General features: G+C 65.3%; 19 protein-coding genes. 12 read left to right on the forward strand and 7 right to left on the reverse strand.

Translation table 11 applies throughout. The features are described 5' to 3' along the window. Positions 1-95: 95 nt before the first annotated feature. The 4 genes from WFP78_RS12580 to WFP78_RS12595 are packed head-to-tail and all read left to right on the forward strand — an operon-like array spanning position 96 to position 4,714. Complete coding sequence (locus WFP78_RS12580; RefSeq protein WP_336962651.1) at positions 96-1,343, forward strand: CaiB/BaiF CoA transferase family protein; 1,248 nt, start codon at positions 96-98, stop codon at positions 1,341-1,343. Next, entirely contained in the window at positions 1,340-2,125 is a 786-nt protein-coding gene (locus WFP78_RS12585; protein ID WP_336962654.1) for an SDR family NAD(P)-dependent oxidoreductase, read from the forward strand. Before WFP78_RS12580 ends, WFP78_RS12585 begins: the two co-directional genes overlap by 4 nt. 25 nt (positions 2,126-2,150) lie before the next feature. Continuing rightward, positions 2,151-3,026: an enoyl-CoA hydratase gene (locus WFP78_RS12590; protein ID WP_336962657.1), complete on the forward strand. Its 876-nt coding sequence runs from the start codon at positions 2,151-2,153 to the stop codon at positions 3,024-3,026. Then, on the forward strand, positions 3,023-4,714 hold the full coding sequence (locus WFP78_RS12595; RefSeq protein WP_336962660.1) for an acyl-CoA dehydrogenase family protein: 1,692 nt from the start codon (positions 3,023-3,025) through the stop codon (positions 4,712-4,714). Before WFP78_RS12590 ends, WFP78_RS12595 begins: the two co-directional genes overlap by 4 nt. 46 nt (positions 4,715-4,760) lie before the next feature. Here WFP78_RS12595 and WFP78_RS12600 read toward each other — a convergent pair whose 3' ends face one another. From WFP78_RS12600 to WFP78_RS12630, 7 genes are all read right to left on the reverse strand, one after another. Further along, the gene (locus WFP78_RS12600) at positions 4,761-5,933 is read right to left on the reverse strand and encodes an acetyl-CoA C-acetyltransferase (RefSeq protein WP_336962663.1); all 1,173 of its coding nucleotides are present in this window, start codon (positions 5,931-5,933) and stop codon (positions 4,761-4,763) included. A gap of 79 nt (positions 5,934-6,012) precedes the next feature. Beyond that, the gene (gene cofC / locus WFP78_RS12605) at positions 6,013-6,603 is read right to left on the reverse strand and encodes a 2-phospho-L-lactate guanylyltransferase (RefSeq protein WP_336962666.1); all 591 of its coding nucleotides are present in this window, start codon (positions 6,601-6,603) and stop codon (positions 6,013-6,015) included. 5 nt (positions 6,604-6,608) lie between these two features. After that, complete coding sequence (gene cofD / locus WFP78_RS12610; protein WP_336962669.1) at positions 6,609-7,550, reverse strand: 2-phospho-L-lactate transferase; 942 nt, start codon at positions 7,548-7,550, stop codon at positions 6,609-6,611. Further along, a complete protein-coding gene (cofE, locus tag WFP78_RS12615) occupies positions 7,547-8,320 on the reverse strand; it encodes a coenzyme F420-0:L-glutamate ligase (protein WP_336962671.1) in 774 nt (257 codons plus the stop codon). The genes cofD and cofE overlap by 4 nt, the downstream gene beginning before the upstream one ends. A gap of 10 nt (positions 8,321-8,330) precedes the next feature. Beyond that, positions 8,331-8,996, reverse strand: a complete 666-nt coding sequence (npdG, locus tag WFP78_RS12620; RefSeq protein WP_336962674.1) for an NADPH-dependent F420 reductase — start codon at positions 8,994-8,996, stop codon at positions 8,331-8,333. After that, complete coding sequence (cofH, locus tag WFP78_RS12625; protein ID WP_419722961.1) at positions 8,986-11,394, reverse strand: 5-amino-6-(D-ribitylamino)uracil--L-tyrosine 4-hydroxyphenyl transferase CofH; 2,409 nt, start codon at positions 11,392-11,394, stop codon at positions 8,986-8,988. The genes npdG and cofH overlap by 11 nt, the downstream gene beginning before the upstream one ends. 37 nt (positions 11,395-11,431) lie before the next feature. Further along, positions 11,432-12,151, reverse strand: coding sequence for a TetR/AcrR family transcriptional regulator (locus WFP78_RS12630; protein WP_336962677.1), 720 nt, complete (start codon positions 12,149-12,151; stop codon positions 11,432-11,434). A gap of 94 nt (positions 12,152-12,245) precedes the next feature. On the opposite strand from WFP78_RS12630, the gene WFP78_RS12635 reads away from it, so the two are divergent. Genes WFP78_RS12635 through WFP78_RS12670 form a run of 8 tightly spaced genes read left to right on the forward strand, consistent with a single transcriptional unit; the run spans position 12,246 to position 23,529 of the window. Continuing rightward, positions 12,246-13,268 (forward strand): phosphotransferase family protein, encoded by a 1,023-nt coding sequence (locus WFP78_RS12635; RefSeq protein WP_336962680.1) that lies wholly within the window; start codon positions 12,246-12,248, stop codon positions 13,266-13,268. A gap of 31 nt (positions 13,269-13,299) precedes the next feature. After that, positions 13,300-14,034 carry an SDR family NAD(P)-dependent oxidoreductase gene (locus tag WFP78_RS12640; RefSeq protein WP_336962683.1) on the forward strand — a complete coding sequence of 245 codons (735 nt, stop codon included), beginning with the start codon at positions 13,300-13,302 and terminating at the stop codon, positions 14,032-14,034. A gap of 20 nt (positions 14,035-14,054) precedes the next feature. Then, positions 14,055-15,281: an acyl-CoA dehydrogenase family protein gene (locus tag WFP78_RS12645; protein WP_336962686.1), complete on the forward strand. Its 1,227-nt coding sequence runs from the start codon at positions 14,055-14,057 to the stop codon at positions 15,279-15,281. A gap of 23 nt (positions 15,282-15,304) precedes the next feature. Beyond that, entirely contained in the window at positions 15,305-16,645 is a 1,341-nt protein-coding gene (locus WFP78_RS12650) for an MFS transporter (RefSeq protein ID WP_336962688.1), read from the forward strand. A gap of 36 nt (positions 16,646-16,681) precedes the next feature. After that, entirely contained in the window at positions 16,682-18,220 is a 1,539-nt protein-coding gene (locus tag WFP78_RS12655) for an AMP-binding protein (protein ID WP_336962690.1), read from the forward strand. A gap of 5 nt (positions 18,221-18,225) precedes the next feature. Then, positions 18,226-20,316 (forward strand): PQQ-dependent dehydrogenase, methanol/ethanol family, encoded by a 2,091-nt coding sequence (locus WFP78_RS12660; protein WP_336962692.1) that lies wholly within the window; start codon positions 18,226-18,228, stop codon positions 20,314-20,316. Continuing rightward, entirely contained in the window at positions 20,303-22,381 is a 2,079-nt protein-coding gene (locus WFP78_RS12665; protein ID WP_336962695.1) for a 3-hydroxyacyl-CoA dehydrogenase NAD-binding domain-containing protein, read from the forward strand. Before WFP78_RS12660 ends, WFP78_RS12665 begins: the two co-directional genes overlap by 14 nt. Further along, entirely contained in the window at positions 22,378-23,529 is a 1,152-nt protein-coding gene (locus tag WFP78_RS12670; RefSeq protein ID WP_336962698.1) for a thiolase family protein, read from the forward strand. Before WFP78_RS12665 ends, WFP78_RS12670 begins: the two co-directional genes overlap by 4 nt. The last annotated feature ends 1 nt before the right edge of the window (position 23,530 follow it).

The following is a 23,530-nucleotide window of genomic DNA, read 5'->3' on the forward strand; positions in this document are numbered from 1 at the left end:
TGCAACACAGCATGCGGGGACAGGAGCAGGATGCGCTTTCCACATCATCGATCGAAGACCATGCCCCCGATGTGGATCGAAGCCGGGGGCGTGGCATGACCATCCGGGCCCTTGAAGGGATCAAGGTGCTGGACCTTTCCCGCGTGCTCGCGGGCCCCTGGTCGACGCAGATCCTCGCCGACTTCGGCGCCGATGTCATCAAGATCGAGCTGCCGGGCCATGGCGATGACACACGTGCCTGGGGCCCGCCCTATCTCACCGGGGCAGATGGCGAACCCGAAGAGGGCGAGAGCGCCTACTATCTTTCATGCAACCGCAACAAGCGATCCGCCGCGATCAACCTTGCCGACCCGGCCGGTGCGGACATCATCCGGAAACTGGCGGCACAGGCCGACATCGTGGTCGAGAATTTCAAGGTCGGCGGCCTGAAGAAATATGGCCTCGACCATGCAAGCCTGAGCGCGATCAACCCGCGCCTCGTCTATTGCTCGATCACCGGCTTTGGCCAGACCGGCCCCTATACCGACCGTGGCGGCTATGACTTTGTCGCCCAGGGCATGGGTGGTTTCATGAGCATCACCGGCGAGGAAAATGGCGGTCCGCTCCGCGCGGGCGTCGCCATGGCCGACCTTTCGACAGGCATGTATGCGACGGTGAGCATCCTTGCCGCGCTGCGTCATGCAGAGCGCACGGGCGAAGGGCAGCAGATCGACCTGTCCCTGCTCGACACGCAGATTGCCATGCTGGCCAATCAATCGATGAACTGGCTGGTCGGGGGCGTCGTGCCGGGCCGGCTGGGCAACCGCCACCCCACCGTCGTCCCCTACAAGACGTTCGAGGTCGCCGATGGCATGATGATCATCGCGGTCGGCAATGATCGCCAGTTCCGCGCATTGTGCGAAGACCTGGGTGTTCCCGAACTCAGCACCGATCCGCGCTTCGCCACGAGCCGCGCACGCCTCGTCAACCGCGACGCGATCGAGGCGACGGTGCAGGACCTGGTACGCGGCTTCAAGCGCGACGAACTGATGGCGCGCTTCGTTGCCAGGGGCGTTCCCGCCGGGCCGGTCAACAGCATCAAGGACGTGTTCGAAGATCCCTTCGTAGAAGCGCGCAAGACCGTTCATCGCTTCGTGCGCGAGGATGGCGTGGAAATCCCCACCGTCGCCTATCCCGGCAAGCTTTCGAAGACACCCGCGGACTACCGCCACAGCCCGCCGCGCGTGGGCGAGCATACACGCGAGATCCTGCAACAATGGCTGACACTCGATGAGGACGCGCTCGACACGCTGGCCGGCCAGGGCGCCATCGCCCAGCGAGACGCACAGGAAGGACTGACATGAAGCTCGACAACAGCATTGCCGCAATCGTCACTGGCGGCGCCTCCGGCCTTGGCGAGGCCACCGCCCGCGCGCTGGCCGCCAGGGGCGTCAAGGTCGCCCTGTTCGATTTCAACGAGGACACCGGCAACAAGGTCGCCGGCGAGATCGGCGGCCTGTTCTGCAAGGTGGACGTGACGTCGGAGGACTCGGTCGATGCCGGCTTTGCGCAGGCGCGCGCCGCGCATGGGCAGGAACGCATCATCGTCAACTGCGCGGGCACCGGCAATGTCGTGAAGACCGCCAGCCGGGACAAGGCGACCGGCGAGACGAGGGCGTTCCCGACCGACCAGTTCGACCGCATCATCCAGATCAACCTTGTCGGCACCTTCCGCTGCTGCGCAAAGGCGGCAAAGGGCATGCTGGACCTTGCGCCGCTGGAGGAAGACGGTGCCCGCGGTGTCATCATCAACACCGGCAGCGTCGCGGCGGAAGACGGCCAGATCGGCCAGGCCGCCTATGCCGCGTCGAAGGGGGGCATCGTCAGCCTCACGCTCCCGATGGCGCGCGACCTGATGAACGACGGCATCCGCGTCAACGCGATCCTGCCGGGCATTTTCGACACGCCGCTGATGGCGCGTGCCTCCGACGCCGTCCGCCAGTCGCTGAGCGCCAGCGTCCCCTTCCCCAAGCGCTTCGGCCGGCCGGAAGAATTCGCCGCGATGGCGCTGGCGATGATCGAGAATGACTATTGGAACGGAGAGGACGTCCGGCTGGACGGCGGCATCCGCATGGCGCCGCGCTGAGCGTGGATAGCGAAAGGATAGAGCGATGAGCGAAGACGCACAGCAGCCAGAGCCCGAATATGTGACCTACAAGGTCGAGGATGCGGTGGCATGGGTGATGCTCAACCGCCCCGAATATTCGAACGCCCAGAATTATCGCCTGCTCGGGCAACTCGACGCCGCATTCAAGCGCGCGGTCGAGGATGACGAGGTGAAGGTGATCGTGCTGGGCGGCGAAGGGAAGCATTTTTCGGCCGGACATGATATCGGCACGCCCGAAAAAGACTCGCTGATGCCGCGCGAGCGCACGCATCTGTGGTGGGATCATCTGAACAAGAGCGGCGCCGAGCGCCAATATGTGCTGGAGCAGGACGCCTATCTCGGCTTATGCCGCCGCTGGCAGGACATTCCCAAACCGATGATCGCGATGGTGCAGGGCGCCTGCATCGCCGGCGGCCTGATGCTCGCATGGGTGTGCGACCTCATCGTGGCATCGCCGGACGCCTTCTTCCAAGACCCCACGGTGCGGATGGCGCAACCGGGCGTCGAATATTTCGCCCACGCCTTCGAGCTGCCACCCCGGGTCGCGCGCGAGCTGTTGCTGCTTGGCGAACGGATGCCTGCGGAGCGGGCCTATCAGTTCGGCATGGTGAACCGTATCTATCCGCGCGAAACGCTGCGTGAGGACGTGGCGAAGATGGCGGCGGAAATCGCGACGCGCGACCGCTTCGGCCTGGCGCTGACCAAGCAGGCCGTCAATTTCGTGGAAGACCTGCGCGGCAAGCGGCAGGCGATGGATGGCGTTTTCCACATGCACCATCTGGCCCATGCGCATAACCAGTTGATGACCGGCCATCTCGTCGGCGGCCTGGATGCCAAGGCCATGGCCGCCGCGAACAAGAAACAGGCGGGCGAAGGATGAACGGCGCGGACATGGCGGAGGTTTCCGCCACCACGGCACTTGTTCTTCCCGATCTTGTGTCGCTGCTTGCCGACGCGGCCGATGCCGCGCACGCCTTCGTGGCTGCCGCGCAACCGCAGGTGAAAGCAAGGATCGCAAGTGTCGATGGCCGTATCGACCGTCGCAAGGCCGATATGGAACAGCATATCGTCCACGGCTTCGGCTGGTTCGCCGCCTATGCCGAGCTGATGCGCGAAGTGGCGGGCTGGGCCGCGTCACTGGAAGCGCAGGATGCGTTCACCGACGTGGAAGCACTGCTCGCGCAATTGCTGTTCGCGGAATATGGGGCGCAGCTTCGCGGCGGCATCCCGATGAACCAGGGCGAGGTGATCCGCCCGGCCGACCTGACCGACGACCTATCCGCGCTCGACGCCCCCGCACTTTCGACGCTCATCCGTTCCGGCGGCTCGCAAGCGGTGAAGACCGCCATCGCCGGGCATCTGGCGGACGCGCGTGGCCGCCCCATGCTGGAAAATGCGGGTCTGGACGAGATGTTCGACATGATCCGCGATCAGTTCTTTGCCTTCTCGCAAGAAAAGATCGCCCCCTTTGCCCATGAGTGGCACCTGAAGGATGAGTTGATCCCGCTGCCGCTGGTGGAGGAACTGGGCGAGATGGGCGTGTTCGGCATGACCATCCCGGAGCAGTTCGGCGGCCTCGGCATGGGCAAGACGGCGATGTGCGTCGTTTCCGAAGAACTGTCGCGCGGCTGGATCGGCGTCGGCTCGCTCGGCACCCGGTCCGAGATCGCGGCGGAACTGATCCTGACCGGCGGCACGGCCGGGCAGAAGGCCCATTGGCTTCCCCGGATCGCAAGCGCCGCAATCCTGCCCACTGCCGTCTTCACCGAACCCGACACCGGTTCTGACCTTGGTTCGCTGCGAACCCGCGCCACGTTGACGGAAGGCGAATATCGGGTCAGTGGCAACAAGACCTGGATCACCCATGCCGCGCGCGCGGATGTGATGACCCTGCTGGTCCGCACCGATCCCGCGACAAAAAACTATAGCGGCCTTTCCATGCTGATCGCGCCCAAGCAACGCGGCACGGTCGATGCCCCTTTCCCCACCCCCGGCATGAGCGGCGGCGAGATCGAGGTGATCGGCTATCGCGGCATGAAGGAATATGAGATCGGCTTCGACGATTTCCGCGTGCCTGCCGAAAACCTGCTGGGCGGGGTCGAGGGCCAGGGGTTCAAGCAACTGATGGCGACCTTCGAAAGCGCACGGATTCAGACTGCCGCGCGCGCCATCGGCGTGGCACAGGCATCGCTCGACATCGGCCTTTCCTATGCGCTCGACCGCAAGCAGTTCGGCCAGCCCATCTTCGCATTCCCGCGCGTCGCCAACAAGCTGGCGATGATGGCGGCGGAGATCATGGGCGCGCGACAGCTCACCTATTTCGCCGCCCGCCGGAAGGACGAAGACAAGCGCTGCGATCTGGAAGCCGGCATGGCCAAGCTGATCGCCGCCCGCGTCGCATGGGCGGCAGCGGACAATGCGTTGCAGATCCATGGCGGCAACGGCTTCGCCACGGAATATCAGGTGAGCCGCCTGCTGGCAGACGCACGCATCCTCAATATCTTCGAGGGCGCGGGGGAGATCCAGGCCCAGGTCATCGCGCGGCGGCTGCTGGACGGGAGCAACTGAGAAAGACGAAGACCTCCTTTCCCGAAGGATGGAGGCCCTTCGCGCATCAGAGCCGTTCGACGATGGTCACATTCGCCATGCCGCCAGCCTCGCACATCGTCTGAAGACCATAGCGTGCGCCGCGATCGTGAAGCGCACTGACCAGCGTCGCCATCAGCTTGGCCCCGGAGCCCCCCAGGGGATGGCCAAGGGCGATCGCGCCGCCATGCACATTGAGCTTCGCGGGATCGGCATCGAGCGCCTGCGCCCATGCAAGGGGAACCGGCGCGAACGCCTCGTTCACCTCGTAAAGATCGATGTCGCCGATGGTGAGGCCTGCCTTTGCCAGCGCCTTCTGCGTTGCAGGGACCGGCGCCTCCAGCATGATGACCGGATCATGGCCGATGACGGTCATCTGGTGAATGCGGGCGAGCGGCGTGAGGCCCAGCGCTTTAAGGCCCGCTTCGTTCACGACCAGCACGGCAGCGGCGCCATCGCAAATCTGGCTGGCATTGGCGGCGGTGATCACGCCCCCTTCCTGCAGGAGCTTCACGCCCGCGATCCTTTCGATAGTCGCGTCGAAACGGATGCCTTCGTCCACCTTGTGGATGACCGTCTCTCCCTCGGGCGTCACGACCTCCAGCGGCACGATCTCGGCCTCGAACTTGCCGGCCTGCGTTGCCGCGGCGGCACGCTTGTGGCTTTCGAGCGCATAGGCGTCCAGCACGTCGCGGGTCAGGCCATATTTGGCCGCCATCATCTCCGCGCCGCCAAACTGGCTGAAGAGCGTGTCGGGATAGCGCGCCTCGATCCCGGGGCTGCGATAGGTGCCGAAGCCATGCTTGGCCGCCAGCGTCCAGGGCAGGCCCATGGGCACGCGGGTCATGCTTTCCACGCCCGCTGCGATGACGACGTCCATCACGCCGGACATCACGGTCGCGGCGGCGAAATGCAGCGCCTGTTGCGAGGAGCCGCACTGACGGTCGACATGCGTGCCGGGAACCGATTCAGGCAGGCCGGAAGCAAGCACGGCATTGCGCGCGATATTCGCGCCCTGCTCGCCACCGGGGCAGGCGCAGCCCATGATGACATCTTCCACCAGCGCGGGATCGATACCGCTCCGCTCGACCAGCGCCGCCAATATCCTGCCCGCGAGATCGGCCGGATGAACATCTGCAAGGCGCCCGCCGCGCTTGCCGCCGGCGCTGCGCGCCACCGCCACGATATATGCTTCCGCCATGCGTCGCTCTCCCAATGAACACTGTACTGCGTTGCAATTTTGGAGGCTATAATATCTCCAGGCGCATTATCCAAATGGATTATGCAGAAGCGGGCAGAATTGCCAGATCGGCCGGCGTGTCGATATCATGGGCAAGGCCCCGGCGCTGCACGATCGCACAGCGCAACCCGGCATCGCGTGCGGCATGTTCATGGGCAATGCGGCTTTCCGGCCCGAATAATGTGGGGATGAGGCCGGCGCGGGCCATGAACAATGCGTTCGTCCCTTCGCCCGCGACATCGGGGGCGATCCCGATCTCGGCCTCGCCGTCCAGCGCAAGCATGGCGGCAATGTCTTCACGGGTCAGCAGCGGCAAGTCCGTGCTGACGATCAGCACAGGCCGGTCGCCAATCGCATCCAGCATCTCCATGGCCTGCCCAAGCGCAGAATTATGGCCGCCGCGCGCCGTTTCCAGAAGCGTCTTCGCACCTACCGCGCGCGCCAGCGCCAGCACCTCTTCCGACCGGCTCACGACCAGGCAGGTGATGGAAGGCTGGAACGCCGTCACCACGCCCAGGACATGACGATACAGCCGCCGGCTCAGCGCCTCGCGTGCGGCGGGGGAGAGCGCCGGCGAGAGCCGCCCCTTGCCCTCCGCAAAGGGCTTTACCGGCAGGACGATGACCGCCATCGGCGTCAGCCTTCCGGAGCGGCAAGCCCGCGTGCGAAGGCCAGCATTTCACCGGCAAGACGGCGCTGGTCGGCGGCATCGCGCATCAGACTGTCCGTCGCGAGCAATGCAGGGCCGCCCGGGCTTTGCGCCACCTCATCCGCGCAATCGATCACCAGGCCATCGATCAGCCCTGCATATTGGGCCGCGACGGCAGCGGGCGTCGTGGCGAGCCCCAGTTCGTCCATGATCTTCGCCGCCGGCCCTTTCACGGCCTGCCCCGCAATGAAGGGCGACAGCGCCACGCAGGGCACCCGGCGCGACGCTATGCGGTCACGCACGCCCGGCACGGCCAGAATGGGCGCGATCGAGAGCAGTGGATTGGAGGGACAGAAGATGATGGCTTCCAGCGCCGGGTCTTCCAGCGCGGCGAGAAACCCTGCGCTTGGGCTGGCCTGCGCCGCCCCCTCGAAACGGATGTCGAAAAAGCGCGGCGCGCACTGGCGGCGCACGAAATAATCCTGGAAAGGCAGATCGCCTTCATCCGTGGACACGATGGAGCGCACGGGCGCGTCGCTCATCGGCACGATCTCCTGTGTGATGCCAAGCCGCGCGGCAAAATCGGCGGTGACAGCCGACAGGCTCTCTGTCCGCAGGCGCGCGGTCCGCAACACATGGGTGGCCATGTCCCGATCGCCGAGACGAAACCATGTTTCCCCGCCCAGCTTGCCGACGGCATCCATGAACGCCCAGCTTTCGCCGGCAAGACCCCAGCCCTGCTTCAGGTCGTTCATGCCCGCCAGAGTATAGGTGACGGTGTCGATATCCGGACAGATGAGAACGCCCAGATGCTCGAAATCATCCCCGGTATTCACCGCGACGGTCAAGGTGCCGGGCGGCAGGACGGCGGCAAGGCCGTTGGCGAGCTTCGCGCCGCCAACGCCGCCTGCAAGAGCAAGAACAGTCATGGGAAAAGGTCCATCGCCGGATCGCGGATCAGTTCGGCGGCGCTGCCTTCGCGCCGCCCCTGCGTGACGCCGCGCACGAGAACGACGGGCCGCCCTTCATCCGCCTGCCCCATGGCGAGCGACGCGGCGGCGGCGACTTCGTCGGCAAGGCCCAGTTCGCTGGTTTCCAGCCGGCGCCCATGCAGGTCGGGCGCGCCGCGCAGGTCGAGAAGGCCCGCCATGCCACTGACCCCGATGGCGATGCCGCTGGTGCCGATGCGCCAGGCCCGGCCCAGGCTGTCGATGATGAGGATGGCGACATCCACCCCGGTCCGCGCGCGCAGCGCCGCCCGGATATGGGCGCAGCTTGCGTCGGGATCGACCGGCAGCAGCAACGCCACCGGTCCCTCGCCCTGGTCGACATTGGACTGATCGATCCCGGCATTGGCGAGGACCAGCCCCAGCCGATGCCGCACGATCAGCACACCCCTGCGCACCCGCATGACGGACTGCGCCTCGGACAGGATCAGATGGACGAGCCGCGGGTCCTTGTCGCATCGCGGCGCCAGTTCCAGCGCCTCGGCGGAAGGCGTGACACTGGCCAGGGGCACGGCCCGCCCCTCCGCCTTGGAGACGATCTTCTGCGCAAGGACGACGATATCGCCATCGCGCAGCGCCTCGCCCGAATGCGCAAGCGCTTCCAGTATCGCGGACGCAAGGTCATCGCCCGGCGCGATCATGGGCACGCCGCCCAAAGCGACGAGCGTGATGGCAGCCGGTGTGGCGGTCATGATAAGGTCGTCACACTCCCGTGATGCGAATGCCGGCGCCCGGCACCTTGTAGCGACGGTTGAGGGCGATGAGCACCGACGTCAAGCCCTCTGCCACCACGGAATTCGCAAGCGGACCGGCATTCCATGCGCGAAGCCCGATTTCCTGGGCCAATGCCACCACTGCATCGGCAGCAGCGGCATCGTCGGCGCAGACAAGCACGTCGCACTCGATCTCTTCGTCGAGCCTGGTCAGATGATGGGCGCTGATATTCTGGAACGCCGAGACGACCCGCACGCCCTCGCCCAGCATCTTCTGAACAGCCTCGACCGCAGAGCCGCCGTCGGGCAGTTGCACGCGGCTCACCCTGGGCGGCACCAGCGGCACGGTGACGTCGATCAGGATCTTGCCGGCAAGCGCGGCCTCGACATCCTTCACGGTCGATTGTTGCGCAGCATAAGGCACGGCAAGCACGACAATATCCGCCTGCGCCGCGGCATCCGGATTGGCCGCACCGGAAACGGCTTCCCGGCCCAGCGTCTCGTTCATCCCGGCGGCGGCTTCCTGCGCACGCCCGGCGGTACGGCTGCCGACAATGACCTTATGCCCCTTGTGCGCCCAGCGGAGCGCGAGGCCGCCGCCTTCCTTGCCCGTGCCGCCAAGAACGGCGATGGTCGCGAGCATATCATTCTGCATATTCAAGCCTCTCCATTGTGCGGACCTCGTTCGCACGCCGCTTGCGCGGGGGCGTGAGGACCATCGGTGTCAATGCAGCAGCGGTCATCCCGCGCGCATGGATGTCTTCGGCGATGGCGCCATAGGCGGTGCTGCGCTGACGCGGGATGCGGCCGATCTCGTGGATCAGCGCTTCCATCGCCACAGGCGGCATTTCCTGTCCGTGCTGCGTGCCCGCGGCCCGCGAGATGCTCTCGTTCATCAGTGTGCCGCCAAGATCGTTGGCGCCCGAACGCAGGCAGGCCTTCACGCCCTCCGCGCCCAGCTTCACCCAGCTGGTCTGGATCGAATGGATACGCCCGTGAAGGGCAAGGCGGGCCACCGCATGCATCAGCCGCACCTCGCGGAATGTCGGGCCACGCCGTGCCTGCCCCCGCACGCCGATGGGCGCCTCCATGTGGACGAACGGCAGCGGCACGAACTCGGTGATCCCGCCCGTCTGTTCCTGCAGGTCGCGGATGCGGATCAGGTGCCGGGCCCAGTGCCGGGGCGTATCGATATGGCCGAACATGATCGTCGCCGTGGTCGTGAAGCCCACGCGGTGCGCCGTGCCCACGACATCGAGCCACTGGTCGGTCGTCAGCTTGTCCGGGCAGATGATTGCCCGCACCTCGTCGTCCAGGATTTCGGCGGCGGTGCCCGGCAAGGTATCGAGACCCGCCTCCTTCAAGCGGACGAGAAACTGCTCGACACCCAGGCCCAGCGTCGCCGCGCCCTGCGCCACCTCCAGCGGGGAAAAGGCATGGATGTGCATGTCGGGCACGGCCGCGCGCACCGCACGGGCAAGGTTGAGATAGGTTTCGCCGGTATAGTGCGGGTGGATACCACCCTGCAGGCAGACTTCCGTGCCCCCGCGATCCCAGGCCTCGCGGGTTCGGCGGACCACTTCGGCAATGTCGAGATCATAAGGCTTGCCGCGCAGCGCCTCGGCCTTGTCTCCCTTGGAAAAGGCGCAGAAGCCGCATTTATAGGCGCAGATATTGGTATAGTTGATGTTGCGGTTGACCACATAGGTGATCGTGTCGCCCATCACCTGCCGCCGCAGTCGATCCGCGCTGTCGCACACATGCTCAAGGTCAACGTCGCGGGCGGAGAACAGCGCGGCGATGGCATTTTCATCCAATGCCCCGCCAGCCATCGCATCACGCACGATCGCAGCAATATGAGGGTCGACAGGAAGCCCCGACACGACCGTCTCTCGCGGCGGCAGGGCGACGCCCGGCGACCATGCGTCGTCCCGCGCGAAACCTGCGGCGTCGGCGGCGGCAAGAATGTGCGGCACCATGGCGCGATCCTGCCAGCGGCCATTCTCCTGCGCATAGGCCGGATAGACGGGCAGGCGCGCTACAAGAATCCGTCCGGCCGATGCCGTGCCTTCCCGCAACCGGGCAACCTCCGGCCATGGCGCCTCGGGGTTCACATGATCGGGCGTCACGGGGGACACGCCGCCCCAGTCGTTGATGCCGGCTGCGATCAGCCGGGGGAAACCGGCAGCCGAAAGATTGGGCGGCGCCTGAATGTTCATCTGCGGCCCCAGGATCAGCCGCGCCGCCGCAATGGTCCAGAGCAGTTCGTCCATGTCCGGCTCCGGCGCATTGGCCATGACCGTGCGGGGTTTGGCGCGGAAGTTCTGGACGATCACTTCCTGGATATGGCCATGGCGGGCGTGAAGCCCGGCAATCGCTTCCAGCGCCGCGATCCGTTCGGCACGTGTCTCTCCGATGCCGATCAGGATGCCGGTGGTGAAGGGAATGGCGAGTTCCCCCGCCATGCGGATCATCTCCAGCCGCACGGTCGGGTCCTTGTCCGGCGAACGATAATGCGGACCGCCCTTCCGGCACAGCCGTTCGGAAATCGATTCGAGCATCAGCCCCTGCGAAACGGATACCGTCCGCAGCGCCGCCATCTCCTCACGAGTCATGATGCCGGCATTCACATGCGGCAACAGGCCCGTTTCGTCCCGAACCGCGGCGCACATGTCGATCAGGTAGGAGAGGGTGCTGTCATATCCCATCGCAGCCAGGGCTTCGCGCGCCGCCGCAAAGCGCAGCTCCGGCTTGTCGCCCAGCGTGAAAAGCGCCTCGGTGCAACCCGCCTTCTGCCCGGCGCGGGCAATGGCAAGCACCTCTTCGCGCGACAGATAAGGCGACTCGCCAAGCCGGGGCGGCTGCGAGAAGGTGCAATAATGGCAAAGGTTGCGGCAAAGCTGCGTGAGGGGAATGAACACCTTGCGCGACCAGCTCTGCACCCGCCCATGCCCCCGGTCGCGCAGCGCGGCAGCCGCCGTCATCATCATGTCCAACGGCATATCGAGCCGGACCGCGCCGCCCTCGCCTCTTGCCACCATTCCGTTCACCATCCGCTCCATTCTTATTTTCGCTTGATCGTCAGGATCGTCAGCCCACCGGTCCGTGACTGTCCGGCACCGGGTGCCCCCGGCGATCGATCTGGGCAACCACCTCATGCGGAAGATTGGCCGGTGCTTCCAGCATGGCCACAACCGATTGAGTGAAATGTTCAAGGCTGTAGTCGGCGCCCCACATCGGGTGATTGCGGCTGTGATCGGCCAGGGCCCGCTCCCGCGCGGAAAGCACCGCGCCAAGATAGGCGCCCATGAACACGAACCGCTGGTTCTGGAGCGCCGGCGACAGATGGCCCATCAGTCGGCGCAGATGGTCCAGGCAACGGCCATAGGCGCGGTTCCATCGGGGATCGATCGCGTCCAGCATCAGGTCACGATGCGTCATGCTGAACATGGTGATGAAGCGGACATAATATTCGTCCTTGAGCGCGGTTACGGGGCGGACAAGCACGTCCACCACCTCGCGCACGCTGGACGGGCCGCCCTGCGCCTCCAGCGCATCGAGCGCATCGTTCCGCAGATTTTCCAGCGCCACCGCACCATCCATCACGATCGCCCGGACCAGCGCTTCCTTCGAGCCGAAATAATAGCCGACGGCGCCATGATTTTTCTGTCCGGCGGCGGCCGCGATTTCCCGCACGGTCACGCCATCGACGCCGCGCTCGGCAAAAAGGCGCAGCGCCACGCCCTTGAGATGCTCGGCGCCGCCGCTGCGATTGACCTCTTCGGGTCTGGTAATCTGGAGTCTGACCATGAGTGCAAAATCTCATTGCAATGTCATTCCGTCAAGCGCATTATCCATTTGACCTAATCGATGGCCGGACCATCGGAGAAATGAGGATGTCTGCGTGGAATCGGTGGTCGACATCGAGTCGCTGGCCGCTTGGATGACGGCCCGGGGCCTGGGTTCAGGCCCGATCGAAAATGTCGTGCCACTGGCCGGTGGCACGCAGAACATCCTGCTGCGCCTGACCCGCGACGGCCGCGATTATGTGTTCCGTCGCCCCCCCGCCCATCCGCGCGCCAATTCCAATGAAACGATGCGCCGCGAGGCCCGTGTGCTGCGTGCGCTGGCGGGAAGCGACGTGCCCCACCCCGCGCTGATCGCCGATTGCGGCGACGAAAGCGTGATCGGCGCAGCCTTCTACCTGATGGCGCCTGTGGACGGCTTCAACCCGATCGGCACGTTGCCCGAACCGCATGCCAGTTCTGCGACGATCCAGCATGGCATGGGCCTTTCGCTGATGGACGGCATCGCCGCGCTGGGGCGGCTGGACTACCGCGCGGTTGGCCTTGAGGATTTCGGCAAGCCCGACAATTTCCTTGGCCGCCAGGTCGATCGCTGGCGAACCCAGCTTGCCGGCTATGGCGAGCTGGCGGGATGGCCCGGCCCGGGGAGTCTGCCGGCCGTCGCGCGCGTCGGGGCCTGGCTGGAACAGCATCGCCCGGCCCGCTTCACGCCCGGCATCATGCATGGCGATTATCATCTGGCGAACGTCATGTTCCGCCATGACGGGCCGGAACTGGCGGCGATCATCGACTGGGAACTGGCGACGATCGGGGACCCGTTGCTCGATCTTGGCTGGGTGCTGGCGACCTGGCCCGATGGCGACACGCAGAGCACCGTTTCCGTCTCGCCATGGATCGGTTTCCCGACGGCCGCCGAACTGATCGCACGCTATAAAACGGGGTCGGCGCGCGATCTGTCCGCCGTCGACTGGTATCTGGTGCTGGCCTGCTTCAAGCTCGGCATCCTGCTGGAGGGCACCTATGCCCGCGCATGCGCGGGCAAGGCGCCGCGCGATATCGGCGAACGGCTGCACGGCCGCGCCGTCGCCCTTTTCGAACGCGCCGAAAGGCTGACCCGGTGACAGCGATCATGATGAAAGAACCCGCCCACCCATGAACGATCTCGATTTTTCCGGAAAGACCGTGCTGGTCGTCGGCGGCTCCAGCGGCATCGGCAACGGCATTGCCTGCGGCTTTCGCGCGCGCGGCGCCACGGTCCATGTCTGGGGCACGCGGGCGAGCGCCGCCGACTATGCCGGCGAAGAGGGATCGGACCTGACCGATATCGGCTATACGCAGGTCGACGTGGCCGATCCCGCAGCCATCGCCGCCGCCCCTGCACCGTTCGCGGCGATCGACGTCCTGGTCCACTCGCAGGGCACCGTGCTCTATCGCCGCCAGGAGTTTCAGCCCGAGGGGTGGGACAAGGTGATGGCCGTCAATCTCGGCAGCATCATGCACATCTCCAATCGCTTCCACGATCAGCTCGCAGCGGCGAAGGGCGCCGTCATCGTCGTCAGCTCCATCGGCGCGTTCCGCTCCACCATGGGCAACCCCGCCTATGCCGCATCCAAGGCCGGCGCCGTCAATCTGGTGCGGACCCTCGCACAGGCATGGGCCGGCGAAGGCATCCGCGTCAACGGCATCGCGCCCAGCCTGGTCGATACCAAGATGACCAAGGTGACGATGGATCATGAGGACCGTCGCGAACGGGCGCTCGCCAAGATCCCGCTCGGGCGCTTCGGCACGGTGGAGGAGATGGCCGGCGTGGCGCTGTTCCTCGCCTCTCCCCTCGCCAGCTACGTCTGCGGACAGACGATCATCGTCGATGGCGGCCTGACACTCTGACGCTCCCGAAAGGACCGGACATGGATTTTGAATATTCCGACAAGGTGAAGGCGCTCCAGGCGCAGCTCATCGATTTCATGGACGCGCATGTCTATCCGATCGAGAAGGAACGCGATCATTTCCATCATGACCCGGCGAACCTGTGGGTCCGCTGGCCGGGCACCGAGGAGATCAAGGCGAAGGCCAGGGCCGCCGGCTTGTGGAACCTGTTCCTGCCCCATGAATATGGCGAATGGAGCCCCGGCCTCACCAACCTTGAATATGCGCCGCTGGCCGAAATCATGGGCCGCATCATCGGCGCGTCGGAATATTTCAACTGCTCCGCGCCCGATACCGGCAATATGGAGGTGCTGGCGCGTTACGGCACGCCGGAACAGCAGGAGAAGTGGCTCAAGCCTCTCCTCGCCGGGGAAATCCGTTCCTCCTATGTGATGACCGAACCGGGCGTTGCGTCGTCCGACGCGACCAACATCGAGACGACGATCATCGCGGACGGCGACGACTATGTCGTCAACGGCCGCAAATGGTGGATTTCCGGGGCCTGCGATCCGAACACCAAAATCTATATCCTGCTTGGCAAGACGCCCAATGACGGGCCGCGCCACAAGCAGCATTCGCAAATTCTGATCCCCGCCGACACGCCGGGCATCGAGATCATTCGCCCGCTCGATGTCTTCCATTCGGTCCATTCGCCCACCGGCCATGCGGAGATGACCTTCAAGGATGTGCGCGTGCCCAGGGAAAACCTGATCCTGGGCGAAGGGCGCGGGTTCGAAATCGCCCAAGGGCGCCTTGGCCCGGGCCGCATCCACCATTGCATGCGCGTGATCGGCCAGGCGCAGCGAAGCCTGGAATATATGGTGCGTCGCGCCGAAAGCCGGGTCGCCTTCGGCCGCAAGATTTCCGAACAGTCGAGCATCCGGCAGGAGATCGCCAAATCCTTCTGCGACATCGAGCAGGCGCGCCTGCTCACGCTGAAAGCCGCGGACGCCATGGACCGCTATGGCAACAAGGTCGCGAAGGACCTGATCGCCGCCATCAAGATCGTGGCGCCGCAGATGGCGCAGACCGTCGCCGACCGCGCGATGCAGGTGCATGGCGGCATCGGCATGAGCAACGACTTCCCGCCCGCCGCCGCCTTCATGAACAGCCGCTATCTGCGCCTCACGGACGGCCCGGACGAAGTCCATATGGCAGCGCTGGGCAAGCAGAAGATCGCCGAACTGTGCGCACTGCCGGTTCGCTGAACGCATAGGAAAGACCCTGTCAGATGGCGAGCCAGACCTCATTTCCACCGTCCGATCGGACACAGGGCCTAGGGCAGGCCTGGTGGATGGTCGCCGTGCTGTTCGCCCTCTATGTCTTTTCCTGGGTCGACCGGCTCATTCTCTCGATGCTGGTCACGCCGATCAAGCAGCACCTGCTGCTGAGCGACGTGCAGGTGAGCATGGTCACGTCGACATCCTTCGCCATCTTCTATGCGATATTCGGCCTGCCGCTCGGCTGGGCAGCGGATCGTTTTTCGCGGCGCTGGATCATCTTCTTCGGGGTCATGCTGTGGGCGATCGCGACGACGGCCTGCGGCTTCGCCCAGAGTTATGAGGCGCTTCTGGTCGGCCGGATCTTCGTGGGCGTGGGCGAAGCGGCATTGCTGCCGGCCGCCTATTCGCTGATCGCCGACGGTTTCCCGCCGAATCTGCTGACGCGCGCGACATCGACATTCCAGATGGCGGGCAAGGTGGGATCGGCGACCGCCTTCGGCCTTGGCGGTATCGCAATCGCCTTTGCCACCACCTATACGGGCATCCACATCCCCTTCCATGGCCCGGCCCACCCGTGGCAGCTCGTCATGATGATGGTGGGGTTGCCCGGCCTGCTCATCGCCTTGCTGCTCTTCACCTTCCCGGACCCCGGCCGCAAACGCGCGACGCCGGCCGCGAACGCCGCGGCGGGCCGCGCGATGATCGCCGACTTCGTGCGCCAGAACTGGCGGCTGCTGGTCCTGATGCTGGTCGGCACGTCCTGCCTTGCGATCTGTGGCTATTCGATGACCAACTGGGTGCCCGCCTATATCGAGCGGCATTTCGGCTGGAAGCCGGTGCAATATGGGCTGGCGCTCAGCATCATGAACATCGTGTCGGCCGCATCGCTGGTCGTGAACGGATGGATTGTGGACAAGCTGTTCGCGCGCGGCATGCGGGACGCGCATCTGCGCTTCTACAGCTGGATCATCCTCGGCTTCCTGCCGGTGATCGCCTATATGTTCTTCGCAACGAACGTCTATGTGTTCCTGGCCTGCTACTGCGTGGCGCAGTTCATCACCGTACCGTTCATGGTCTATGTTTCCTCGGTGATGGCGCTCATCGCGCCGGGCGCGATCCGGGCGAGAATGCTTGCCTTCTTCCTTTTCGTCTTCACCATATTGGGCCTTGGCGCCGGGCCGGCGATGGTCGCCGCCCTCACCCAATATGTCTTCGGCAGCGAGGCGATGCTGGGTCAGGCGCTGGCCATGGTCGTCGTGACGGGCGCGGTGGTCGCGCTCATCTCCTTCCGAATGGCGCTGCGTTATCTTTCTTCCACCATCGCAGCGCAGGCGGCCCCGCATGGCTGACACCTGCACGCGCGCCACAACCCGAAAGGATCGGCCATGTCTTTAGCCATTCAGGGCGTCGCGCCCTCACGGCGCGACCAGTTCGCGCTTGTCGACGAGCGCGTCACCTATAGCTGGAACGCGCTGGACCCCCTCCTCAACCGCGCGGCCAATGCGCTGAACAGCCTCGACTATCCGGGCGAAAAGCGGATCGCGATATTCGCACAGAATAGCGCGGACACGGTGATCGCCTATGTCGCCTGCCTGGAAGCGGGCATTTCCAGCGTTCCCGTGAGCTTCCACCTCACGCCTTCGGAGGCCGCCTATATCCTGAAGGATTCAGGGGCCGCCGCCGTGCTGGTCGGCCCGGAAACCGCGCAAGCCGGGCTTGCCGCCGCTGCGGAGGCGGGCATCGCCACCGTCATCGGCTGGCGCTGCGAACCGCGCGAAGGCCTCATCGGCTGGGAAGACTGGATCGCGGCGGCCTCCACCGAAGAGCCGGACCACAGCATCAAGCCTCTGCCGCATCTCCACTACACGTCCGGCACCACCGGCCGCCCCAAGGCGACCGAAACCCCGCCGCAATATTTCCCCCGCGCCGCAACCGTGCGGGAACTGGCCGAGATCCTGCGCACACGCGTGACGCCTTCGCCGGGCATTGCGGTCGGCCCGCTCTATCACACCGGCCCGCTGGGCATGGCCCGCAACGTCTTTGCCGGCATGAGCCTTATCACCGAGCAGCATTTCGACGCGGAAAGGACGTTGGCGCTGATCGAGCGATATAAGGTCGCCGGCTCGGTCATGGTGCCCACCCATTTCCAGCGCATGCTGGCGCTGCCGCCGGAGGTTCGCGCCAGATATGATGTGTCCAGCATCCAGCGCCTCGCCCATACCGGCGCGGCCTGTCCTCGCGACGTGAAGAAGGCGATGATCGAATGGTTCGGCCCGGTGTTGGTCGAGGCCTATGGCGGAACGGAGGCAGGCTCGACGACCTTCATCACCTCGCCCGAATGGCTGGAACGACCGGGCTCCGTCGGCAAGGCACTGCCTCCGTTCGAAACGGTGATCTACGGCGACGACGGGCAGGTGCTTGGCCCCGATGAGGTCGGGCAGGTCTATTTCCGCGACACCAGCGGTCATGGCATCGTCTATCGCGGCGACCCGGAAAAGACCGCCGCGGCACATATCGCACCGGGCGTCTTCACGCTTGGCGAGATGGGATATGTCGATGATGCCGGCTATCTCTTCATCACCGACCGGGTTTCCGACATGATCGTCAGCGGCGGGGTGAACATCTACCCGGCGGAATCCGAGCATGTGCTGCTGCGCCATCCCAAGGTGGCCGACGTGGCGGTAGTCTCCGCACCGAATGCCGAAATGGGCGAGGAGGCACGCGCGCTCGTCATCCCGAAAGACCCCGATGATCCGCCCACGGCCGATGAACTGAATGCCTTCTGCCGCGCATCGCTTGCCGGGTATAAATGCCCGCGCGGCTATGAAATGGTGGAGGACATCGGCCGCACGGTCATGGGCAAGGTCAACAAGAAGGCGCTGCGCCAGCGCTTCTGGCCATCCGACCGCACGATCGGCGGTTGATCGCAATGCGCCGCGCCACCACCGCCCTTCTCCCCGCCCTCGCCCTGCTCGCGGGCTGCGCGTCATCGGGCGTGCCGGCCAAAGACGGCACCGACTGGCCCGGCTATGGCGGGATCGGCGAGAATCACTACAGCCCGCTGGCCGATATCGATGACGGCAACGTGCGCCGCCTGGGCCTGGCATGGTTCAAGGACATCAACGACGGCGGCAGCGCCCTTTCGGCGCCGATCGCCGTCGGCGGCGTGCTCTATTATGCATCGGGCTACAGCATGGTGCGGGCGGTGGATGCCGCGACCGGGCATGAATTATGGACCTATGATGCGCAGGCATGGCAGTCGGCCGGGCACAAGATGCGCGCGGCCTGGGGCATACGCGGCCTTGCCTATGACAATGGCTTCGTCTTCGTCGGCACCATCGACGGACGCCTCACCGCGATCAATGCGCGCACCGGGCACAAGGCCTGGAGCGTGATGACCGTCGGCAAGGACGACGAGCGCTATGTCTCCGGCACGCCATGGGTCTTCAACGGCAAGGTGCTGATCGGCCATGGCGGCGCCGATTTCGCGCCGATCCGTGGCTATGTGACCGCCTATGACCAGAAGACCGGCAAGCAGCTCTGGCGCTTCTACACGGTTCCCGGCAACCCGGACCTTGGCTTCGAGAACAAGGCGATGGCGATGGCCGCCAGAACCTGGACCGGGGCGTGGTGGAAATATGGCGGCGGCGGCACGGCCTGGAACGCCATGGCCTATGACCCCAAATATAACCGCATCTACATCGGCGTGGGCAACGGCTCCCCATGGAACCAGAAGATCCGCAGCCCCGGCGGCGGCGACAATCTGTTCCTGTGCTCCATCGTCGCGCTGGACGCGGACACGGGCGAATATGTCTGGCACTACCAGACCAATCCCGGCGAGACGTGGGATTTCAATTCCGCGATGGACATCGAACTGGCGGAGCTGAAGATCGACGGCAGGACACGTTCGGTCATCATGCACGCGCCCAAGAACGGCTTTTTCTATGTCATCGATCGCGAAACGGGAAAGCTGATCTCCGCGCGGAACATCGTGCCGGTGAACTGGGCCCAGCGGATCGATGTCGCCACCGGCCGCCCGGTGGAAAATCCGCAAGCGCGCTATCCCGGCGGTCGGCCCGCCATCGTCTACCCCTCGCCCTTTGGCGCGCACAATATCGAGGCGATGTCGTTCAACCCGGCGAGCGGCCTCGTCTACATCCCGACGATGGACCAGGGCCGCGTCTATGTGGACCCGGCGGAACCCCTCAAGGGCTGGCGTCACCTTGATGGCCAGCGGCTGAGCGTGGGCACCGGCGCACCACCGCCGGGCGTCGTGCCGGATCGTGCGGCGACCAGCTTCCTGCTCGCCTGGAACCCCGTCACCCAGAAGGAAGCCTGGCGCATCCCCATGCCCGGCATCCGGGGCGGCGGCGGCACCGCGACCACGGCAGGCAACCTGCTGTTCCAGGGCAATGCCGGCGGCAGGTTCGTCGCCTATGCCGCCAAAAGCGGCAAGCCGCTCTGGTCATTCGACGCGCAGACCGCGGTGATGGCGCAGCCGATCACCTATCGCGCACGCGGCAGGCAATATGTAACGGTCATTGCCGGCGCGCGCTTCGCCAGCGCGACAGGGCTGCCGCGCGAATGGAATTATCGCACGCAGCAATGGCGGGTGCTGACCTTCACATTGGACGGCAAGGCAAAGCTGCCGCCCGCCAGCAACGCTGAAACGCCGGTGATCGACGACCCGGCCTTTGCGGTCGATCCGGCGAAGGCCGCGGCTGGCGGCGTGGTCTTCGGGCAGCGTTGTTCCATCTGCCATGGCGCCAATGCGGTTTCCGGGGGCACCGCGCCCGATCTGCTCCAGTCGGGCGTCCCGTTCGACACCGCCAGCTTCGCCGCCGTGCTGCACGACGGCATCCTCATGCAGCGCGGCATGCCCCGCTTCGAAGAACTGAACGGCGGGGATATCGCCGATCTCCAGCATTATTTCCGTCAACGCGCCCGCGAGGTGCTTGCCACACAGCAGGCCGGCAAGCCGGGCGCCTCAACCCACAGAGGTCTCAATGAAGGTCAATGACGTCACCAGCTATGCGATGGAAGGCAGGGTCGCGGTCATCACGGTCAACTCGCCACCGGTCAACGCGCTGTCGAACGCCGTGCGACAGGGGATCGCGCAGGGCATCGACCTGGCGATGAAGGACGACGCGGTGGGCGCAGCCGTGCTGATCTGCGAGGGCCGCACCTTCTTCGCCGGCGCGGACATCACCGAATTCGGCAAGCCGCAGGTGGAACCTTCGCTGCGCGACCTGCAGAAGATCGTGGAGAATGCGCCCAAGCCGGTCATTGCCGCCATTCATGGCACGGCGCTGGGCGGCGGGCTGGAACTGTCGCTGGTGGCGCACTACCGCATCGCCGTGCCTTCGGCCAAATGCGGCCTGCCCGAAGTGAAACTGGGCCTGCTGCCGGGCGCGGGCGGCACGCAAAGGCTGCCGCGCATCGTCGGCATCCCCAAGGCGTTGGAAATGGTGACGAGCGGCGATCCGGTTTCGGCCACGGCCGCATATGACATGGGCCTGCTGGATGAACTCGCCACCGAAGGCGATCTGCGCGCCGATGCCATTGCCCTTGCCAATCGCGTGCTGGATGAAGGCCGCCCCCTCACCAAGGTGCGCGACAAGACGGACAAGCTGGACGAAGCGCGCGGCAGGCCGGAGATCTTCGCCGATTTCCGCAAGGCCAATGCCCGGAAGTTCCGGGGCTTCCTGGCGCCGGAATATAATATCCGCTGCGTCGAGGCGACGCTGGTGGAACAGCCCTTCGACGACGCGCTGGCCTATGAGCGTTCCCTGTTCGACGCGCTGATGAAGGACAGCCAGTCCGCGGCGCAGCGCCATGTCTTCTTCGCTGAACGACAGGCCGCAAAGGTCGATGGCCTGCCGGCCGACACGGCGATCCTGCCCATTGCCAGGGTGGGCGTGATCGGCGCGGGCACCATGGGCGGCGGCATCGCGATGAACTTCGCCAATGCCGGCATTCCCGTCACCATCGTGGAAACGAGCCAGGACGCGCTGGATCGCGGCCTTGACACCATCCGCAAGAATTACGAGACGACCGCGAGCAAGGGCAGGATGAGGCCCGAGGATGTCGACACCCGCATGGGCCTGCTTACGGGCGCGCTGGACATCGCATCGCTTGCCGGTTGCGACTTGGTGATCGAGGCCGTGTTCGAGCAGATCGACGTCAAGAAGGACATTTTCGCAAGGCTCGACGCCATTGCCAGGCCCGGCGCGATACTGGCCACCAATACCAGCTATCTGGACGTGGACGAGATCGCAGCGGCGACCACCCGGCCCGATCATGTGCTGGGCCTGCATTTCTTCTCGCCCGCCAATGTCATGAAACTGCTGGAGGTGGTGCGCACAAAGGACACCGCGCCATCGGTTATCGCCACCGCCATGAAACTGGCCAGGACGATCGACAAGATCGGCGTGCTGGTGGGCAACGGCTTCGGCTTTGTCGGCAACCGCATCCTCGCCGCCCGCAACGCGCAAGCCGACAAACTGGTGCTGGAAGGCGCAACGCCCTGGGCCGTGGACAAGGTGCTCTACGACTTCGGCTTTGCCATGGGTCACTTCCAGATGCGCGATCTTGTCGGCCTCGACGTCGGGTGGAACCGCGCGACGACCAGCTCCGCCAATGTCCGCGAAATCCTCAACGAAATGGGGCGCCACGGCCAGAAGACGCGCGGCGGCTATTATGATTATGACGAGAACCGCAAGCAGACCCCCTCGCCTGTCGCCATGCAGGTGATCGAGGCATTCGCCGCGAAGCAGGGCATTGCCCGGCGCGAGGTTGGCGATAGCGAAATCCACGACCGCATCCTCTTCGCCATGGTCAACGAGGGCGCACGCATCCTGGACGAAGGCATCGCGGCGCGGGCGTCCGACATCGATATCATCTGGATCACCGGCTATGGCTGGCCGAAATATCGCGGTGGACCGATGTTCTGGGCGGATCTGCAGGGCCTTCCGGCGGTGCTGGAAAAGCTGGAGGCGCTGAAGGCCGCACATGGCGACGATTTCACGCCCTCGCCGCTCATCGCGCGGCTGGCGGCGCAGGGCAAGGAGTTCAGGAACGCATGATGCAGGGAAGCATGATCGCCGTCACCGGCGTCGGAGAAACCGCCTTCCTCCGCAAGGGAGAGCAAAGCGTCATGCAGATGATGACGCGAGCGAGCCTGGCCGCCATTGCCGACGCCGGCCTGACCCCGGCCGATATCGACGGCTATGTCAGCAACAAATATGCAGGCCATGGGTCGGACGAGATCGCCTATGCCATCGGCGCCGGCGAGAAGCGTTTCTGCGCCACCACGGACAGCGCCGGCGGCACGGCGACATCCGGCCAGGCGCTGGTGCTGGCGCAGCTGGCGATCGAGGCGGGCCTCGCCCGGCATGTGCTGGTGCCCTATGCCATCCAGTCGACCAAGCCCGGCGGCGTCTATGGCTTCCATGCGCGCGAACCGCAGAAGGCCGGGCTGGAAATGCCGGCCGGCTTCTTCGGCCAGCCCACCTATTTCGCGACCATGGCCAATCGCTATGCCTATGAGTTCGGGATGACCGAGGAGGAGCAGGCGTCGATCCCCATCACCTACCGCGCATGGGCAACCATGACCCCCAGCGCGCAACGACGCGAACCCATGGACCTGGAAGGATATCGCCGGAGCCCGATGATCTCCACGCCGCTCAGGGCCGCCGATTGCTGCCTGACAACCGATGGCGGCGGGGCCTATGTGGTGAGCGCGATCAATGCTGCGCGCGACATGCCGCATCCGGTTGTCGCGGTGCAGGGCGTGGGCCTTGGCTTCAACAATTATCCGCAAGGCGTCCTGTTCACGCAGAAGCCCTGCACATTCGATTTCCCCGGCTGGGAATCGGCGGCGCATGCCTATGCGATGGCCGGTGTCGACCCCAAGGATATCGACCTTGCGCAGGTCTATGACGGCTTCACCATCTCCGCGATGGTCCAGACGGAGATGCTGGGCCTGTGCGAACCGGGCGAAGCGCCGCGCTTCTATGCGGCCGGCCATGCCAGGCCCGGCGGACGAATGCCGGTCAATACCAGCGGCGGCCATATGTCCGGCGGCTATGTGCCGGGCATGAACCTGCTGATCGAAGGCGTGCGCCAGTTGCGCGGGCAGGAAGGCGAGCGCCAAGTACCCGATGCGAAGCTGTGCGCCATCGCCGGGCTTGGCGGCAACAATCATTCCACCACCATCCTCGCGAGGGCTTGAG

The organism is Sphingobium aquiterrae, from assembly GCF_037154135.1.
Lineage (GTDB): Bacteria > Pseudomonadota > Alphaproteobacteria > Sphingomonadales > Sphingomonadaceae > Sphingobium > Sphingobium aquiterrae.

Excerpts from the sequence above, each read along its gene's own strand:
- WFP78_RS12580 (WP_336962651.1), top strand. The coding sequence starts at position 96 with ATGACCATCCGGGCCCTTGAAGGGATCAAGGTGCTGGACCTTTCCCGC.
- WFP78_RS12585 (WP_336962654.1), top strand. The coding sequence starts at position 1,340 with ATGAAGCTCGACAACAGCATTGCCGCAATCGTCACTGGCGGCGCCTCC.
- WFP78_RS12590 (WP_336962657.1), top strand. The coding sequence starts at position 2,151 with ATGAGCGAAGACGCACAGCAGCCAGAGCCCGAATATGTGACCTACAAG.
- WFP78_RS12595 (WP_336962660.1), top strand. The coding sequence starts at position 3,023 with ATGAACGGCGCGGACATGGCGGAGGTTTCCGCCACCACGGCACTTGTT.
- WFP78_RS12600 (WP_336962663.1), bottom strand. The coding sequence starts at position 5,933 with ATGGCGGAAGCATATATCGTGGCGGTGGCGCGCAGCGCCGGCGGCAAG.
- cofC (WP_336962666.1), bottom strand. The coding sequence starts at position 6,603 with ATGGCGGTCATCGTCCTGCCGGTAAAGCCCTTTGCGGAGGGCAAGGGG.
- cofD (WP_336962669.1), bottom strand. The coding sequence starts at position 7,550 with ATGACTGTTCTTGCTCTTGCAGGCGGCGTTGGCGGCGCGAAGCTCGCC.
- cofE (WP_336962671.1), bottom strand. The coding sequence starts at position 8,320 with ATGACCGCCACACCGGCTGCCATCACGCTCGTCGCTTTGGGCGGCGTG.
- npdG (WP_336962674.1), bottom strand. The coding sequence starts at position 8,996 with ATGCAGAATGATATGCTCGCGACCATCGCCGTTCTTGGCGGCACGGGC.
- cofH (WP_419722961.1), bottom strand. The coding sequence starts at position 11,394 with ATGGTGAACGGAATGGTGGCAAGAGGCGAGGGCGGCGCGGTCCGGCTC.
- WFP78_RS12630 (WP_336962677.1), bottom strand. The coding sequence starts at position 12,151 with ATGGTCAGACTCCAGATTACCAGACCCGAAGAGGTCAATCGCAGCGGC.
- WFP78_RS12640 (WP_336962683.1), top strand. The coding sequence starts at position 13,300 with ATGAACGATCTCGATTTTTCCGGAAAGACCGTGCTGGTCGTCGGCGGC.
- WFP78_RS12645 (WP_336962686.1), top strand. The coding sequence starts at position 14,055 with ATGGATTTTGAATATTCCGACAAGGTGAAGGCGCTCCAGGCGCAGCTC.
- WFP78_RS12650 (WP_336962688.1), top strand. The coding sequence starts at position 15,305 with ATGGCGAGCCAGACCTCATTTCCACCGTCCGATCGGACACAGGGCCTA.
- WFP78_RS12655 (WP_336962690.1), top strand. The coding sequence starts at position 16,682 with ATGTCTTTAGCCATTCAGGGCGTCGCGCCCTCACGGCGCGACCAGTTC.
- WFP78_RS12660 (WP_336962692.1), top strand. The coding sequence starts at position 18,226 with ATGCGCCGCGCCACCACCGCCCTTCTCCCCGCCCTCGCCCTGCTCGCG.
- WFP78_RS12665 (WP_336962695.1), top strand. The coding sequence starts at position 20,303 with ATGAAGGTCAATGACGTCACCAGCTATGCGATGGAAGGCAGGGTCGCG.
- WFP78_RS12670 (WP_336962698.1), top strand. The coding sequence starts at position 22,378 with ATGATGCAGGGAAGCATGATCGCCGTCACCGGCGTCGGAGAAACCGCC.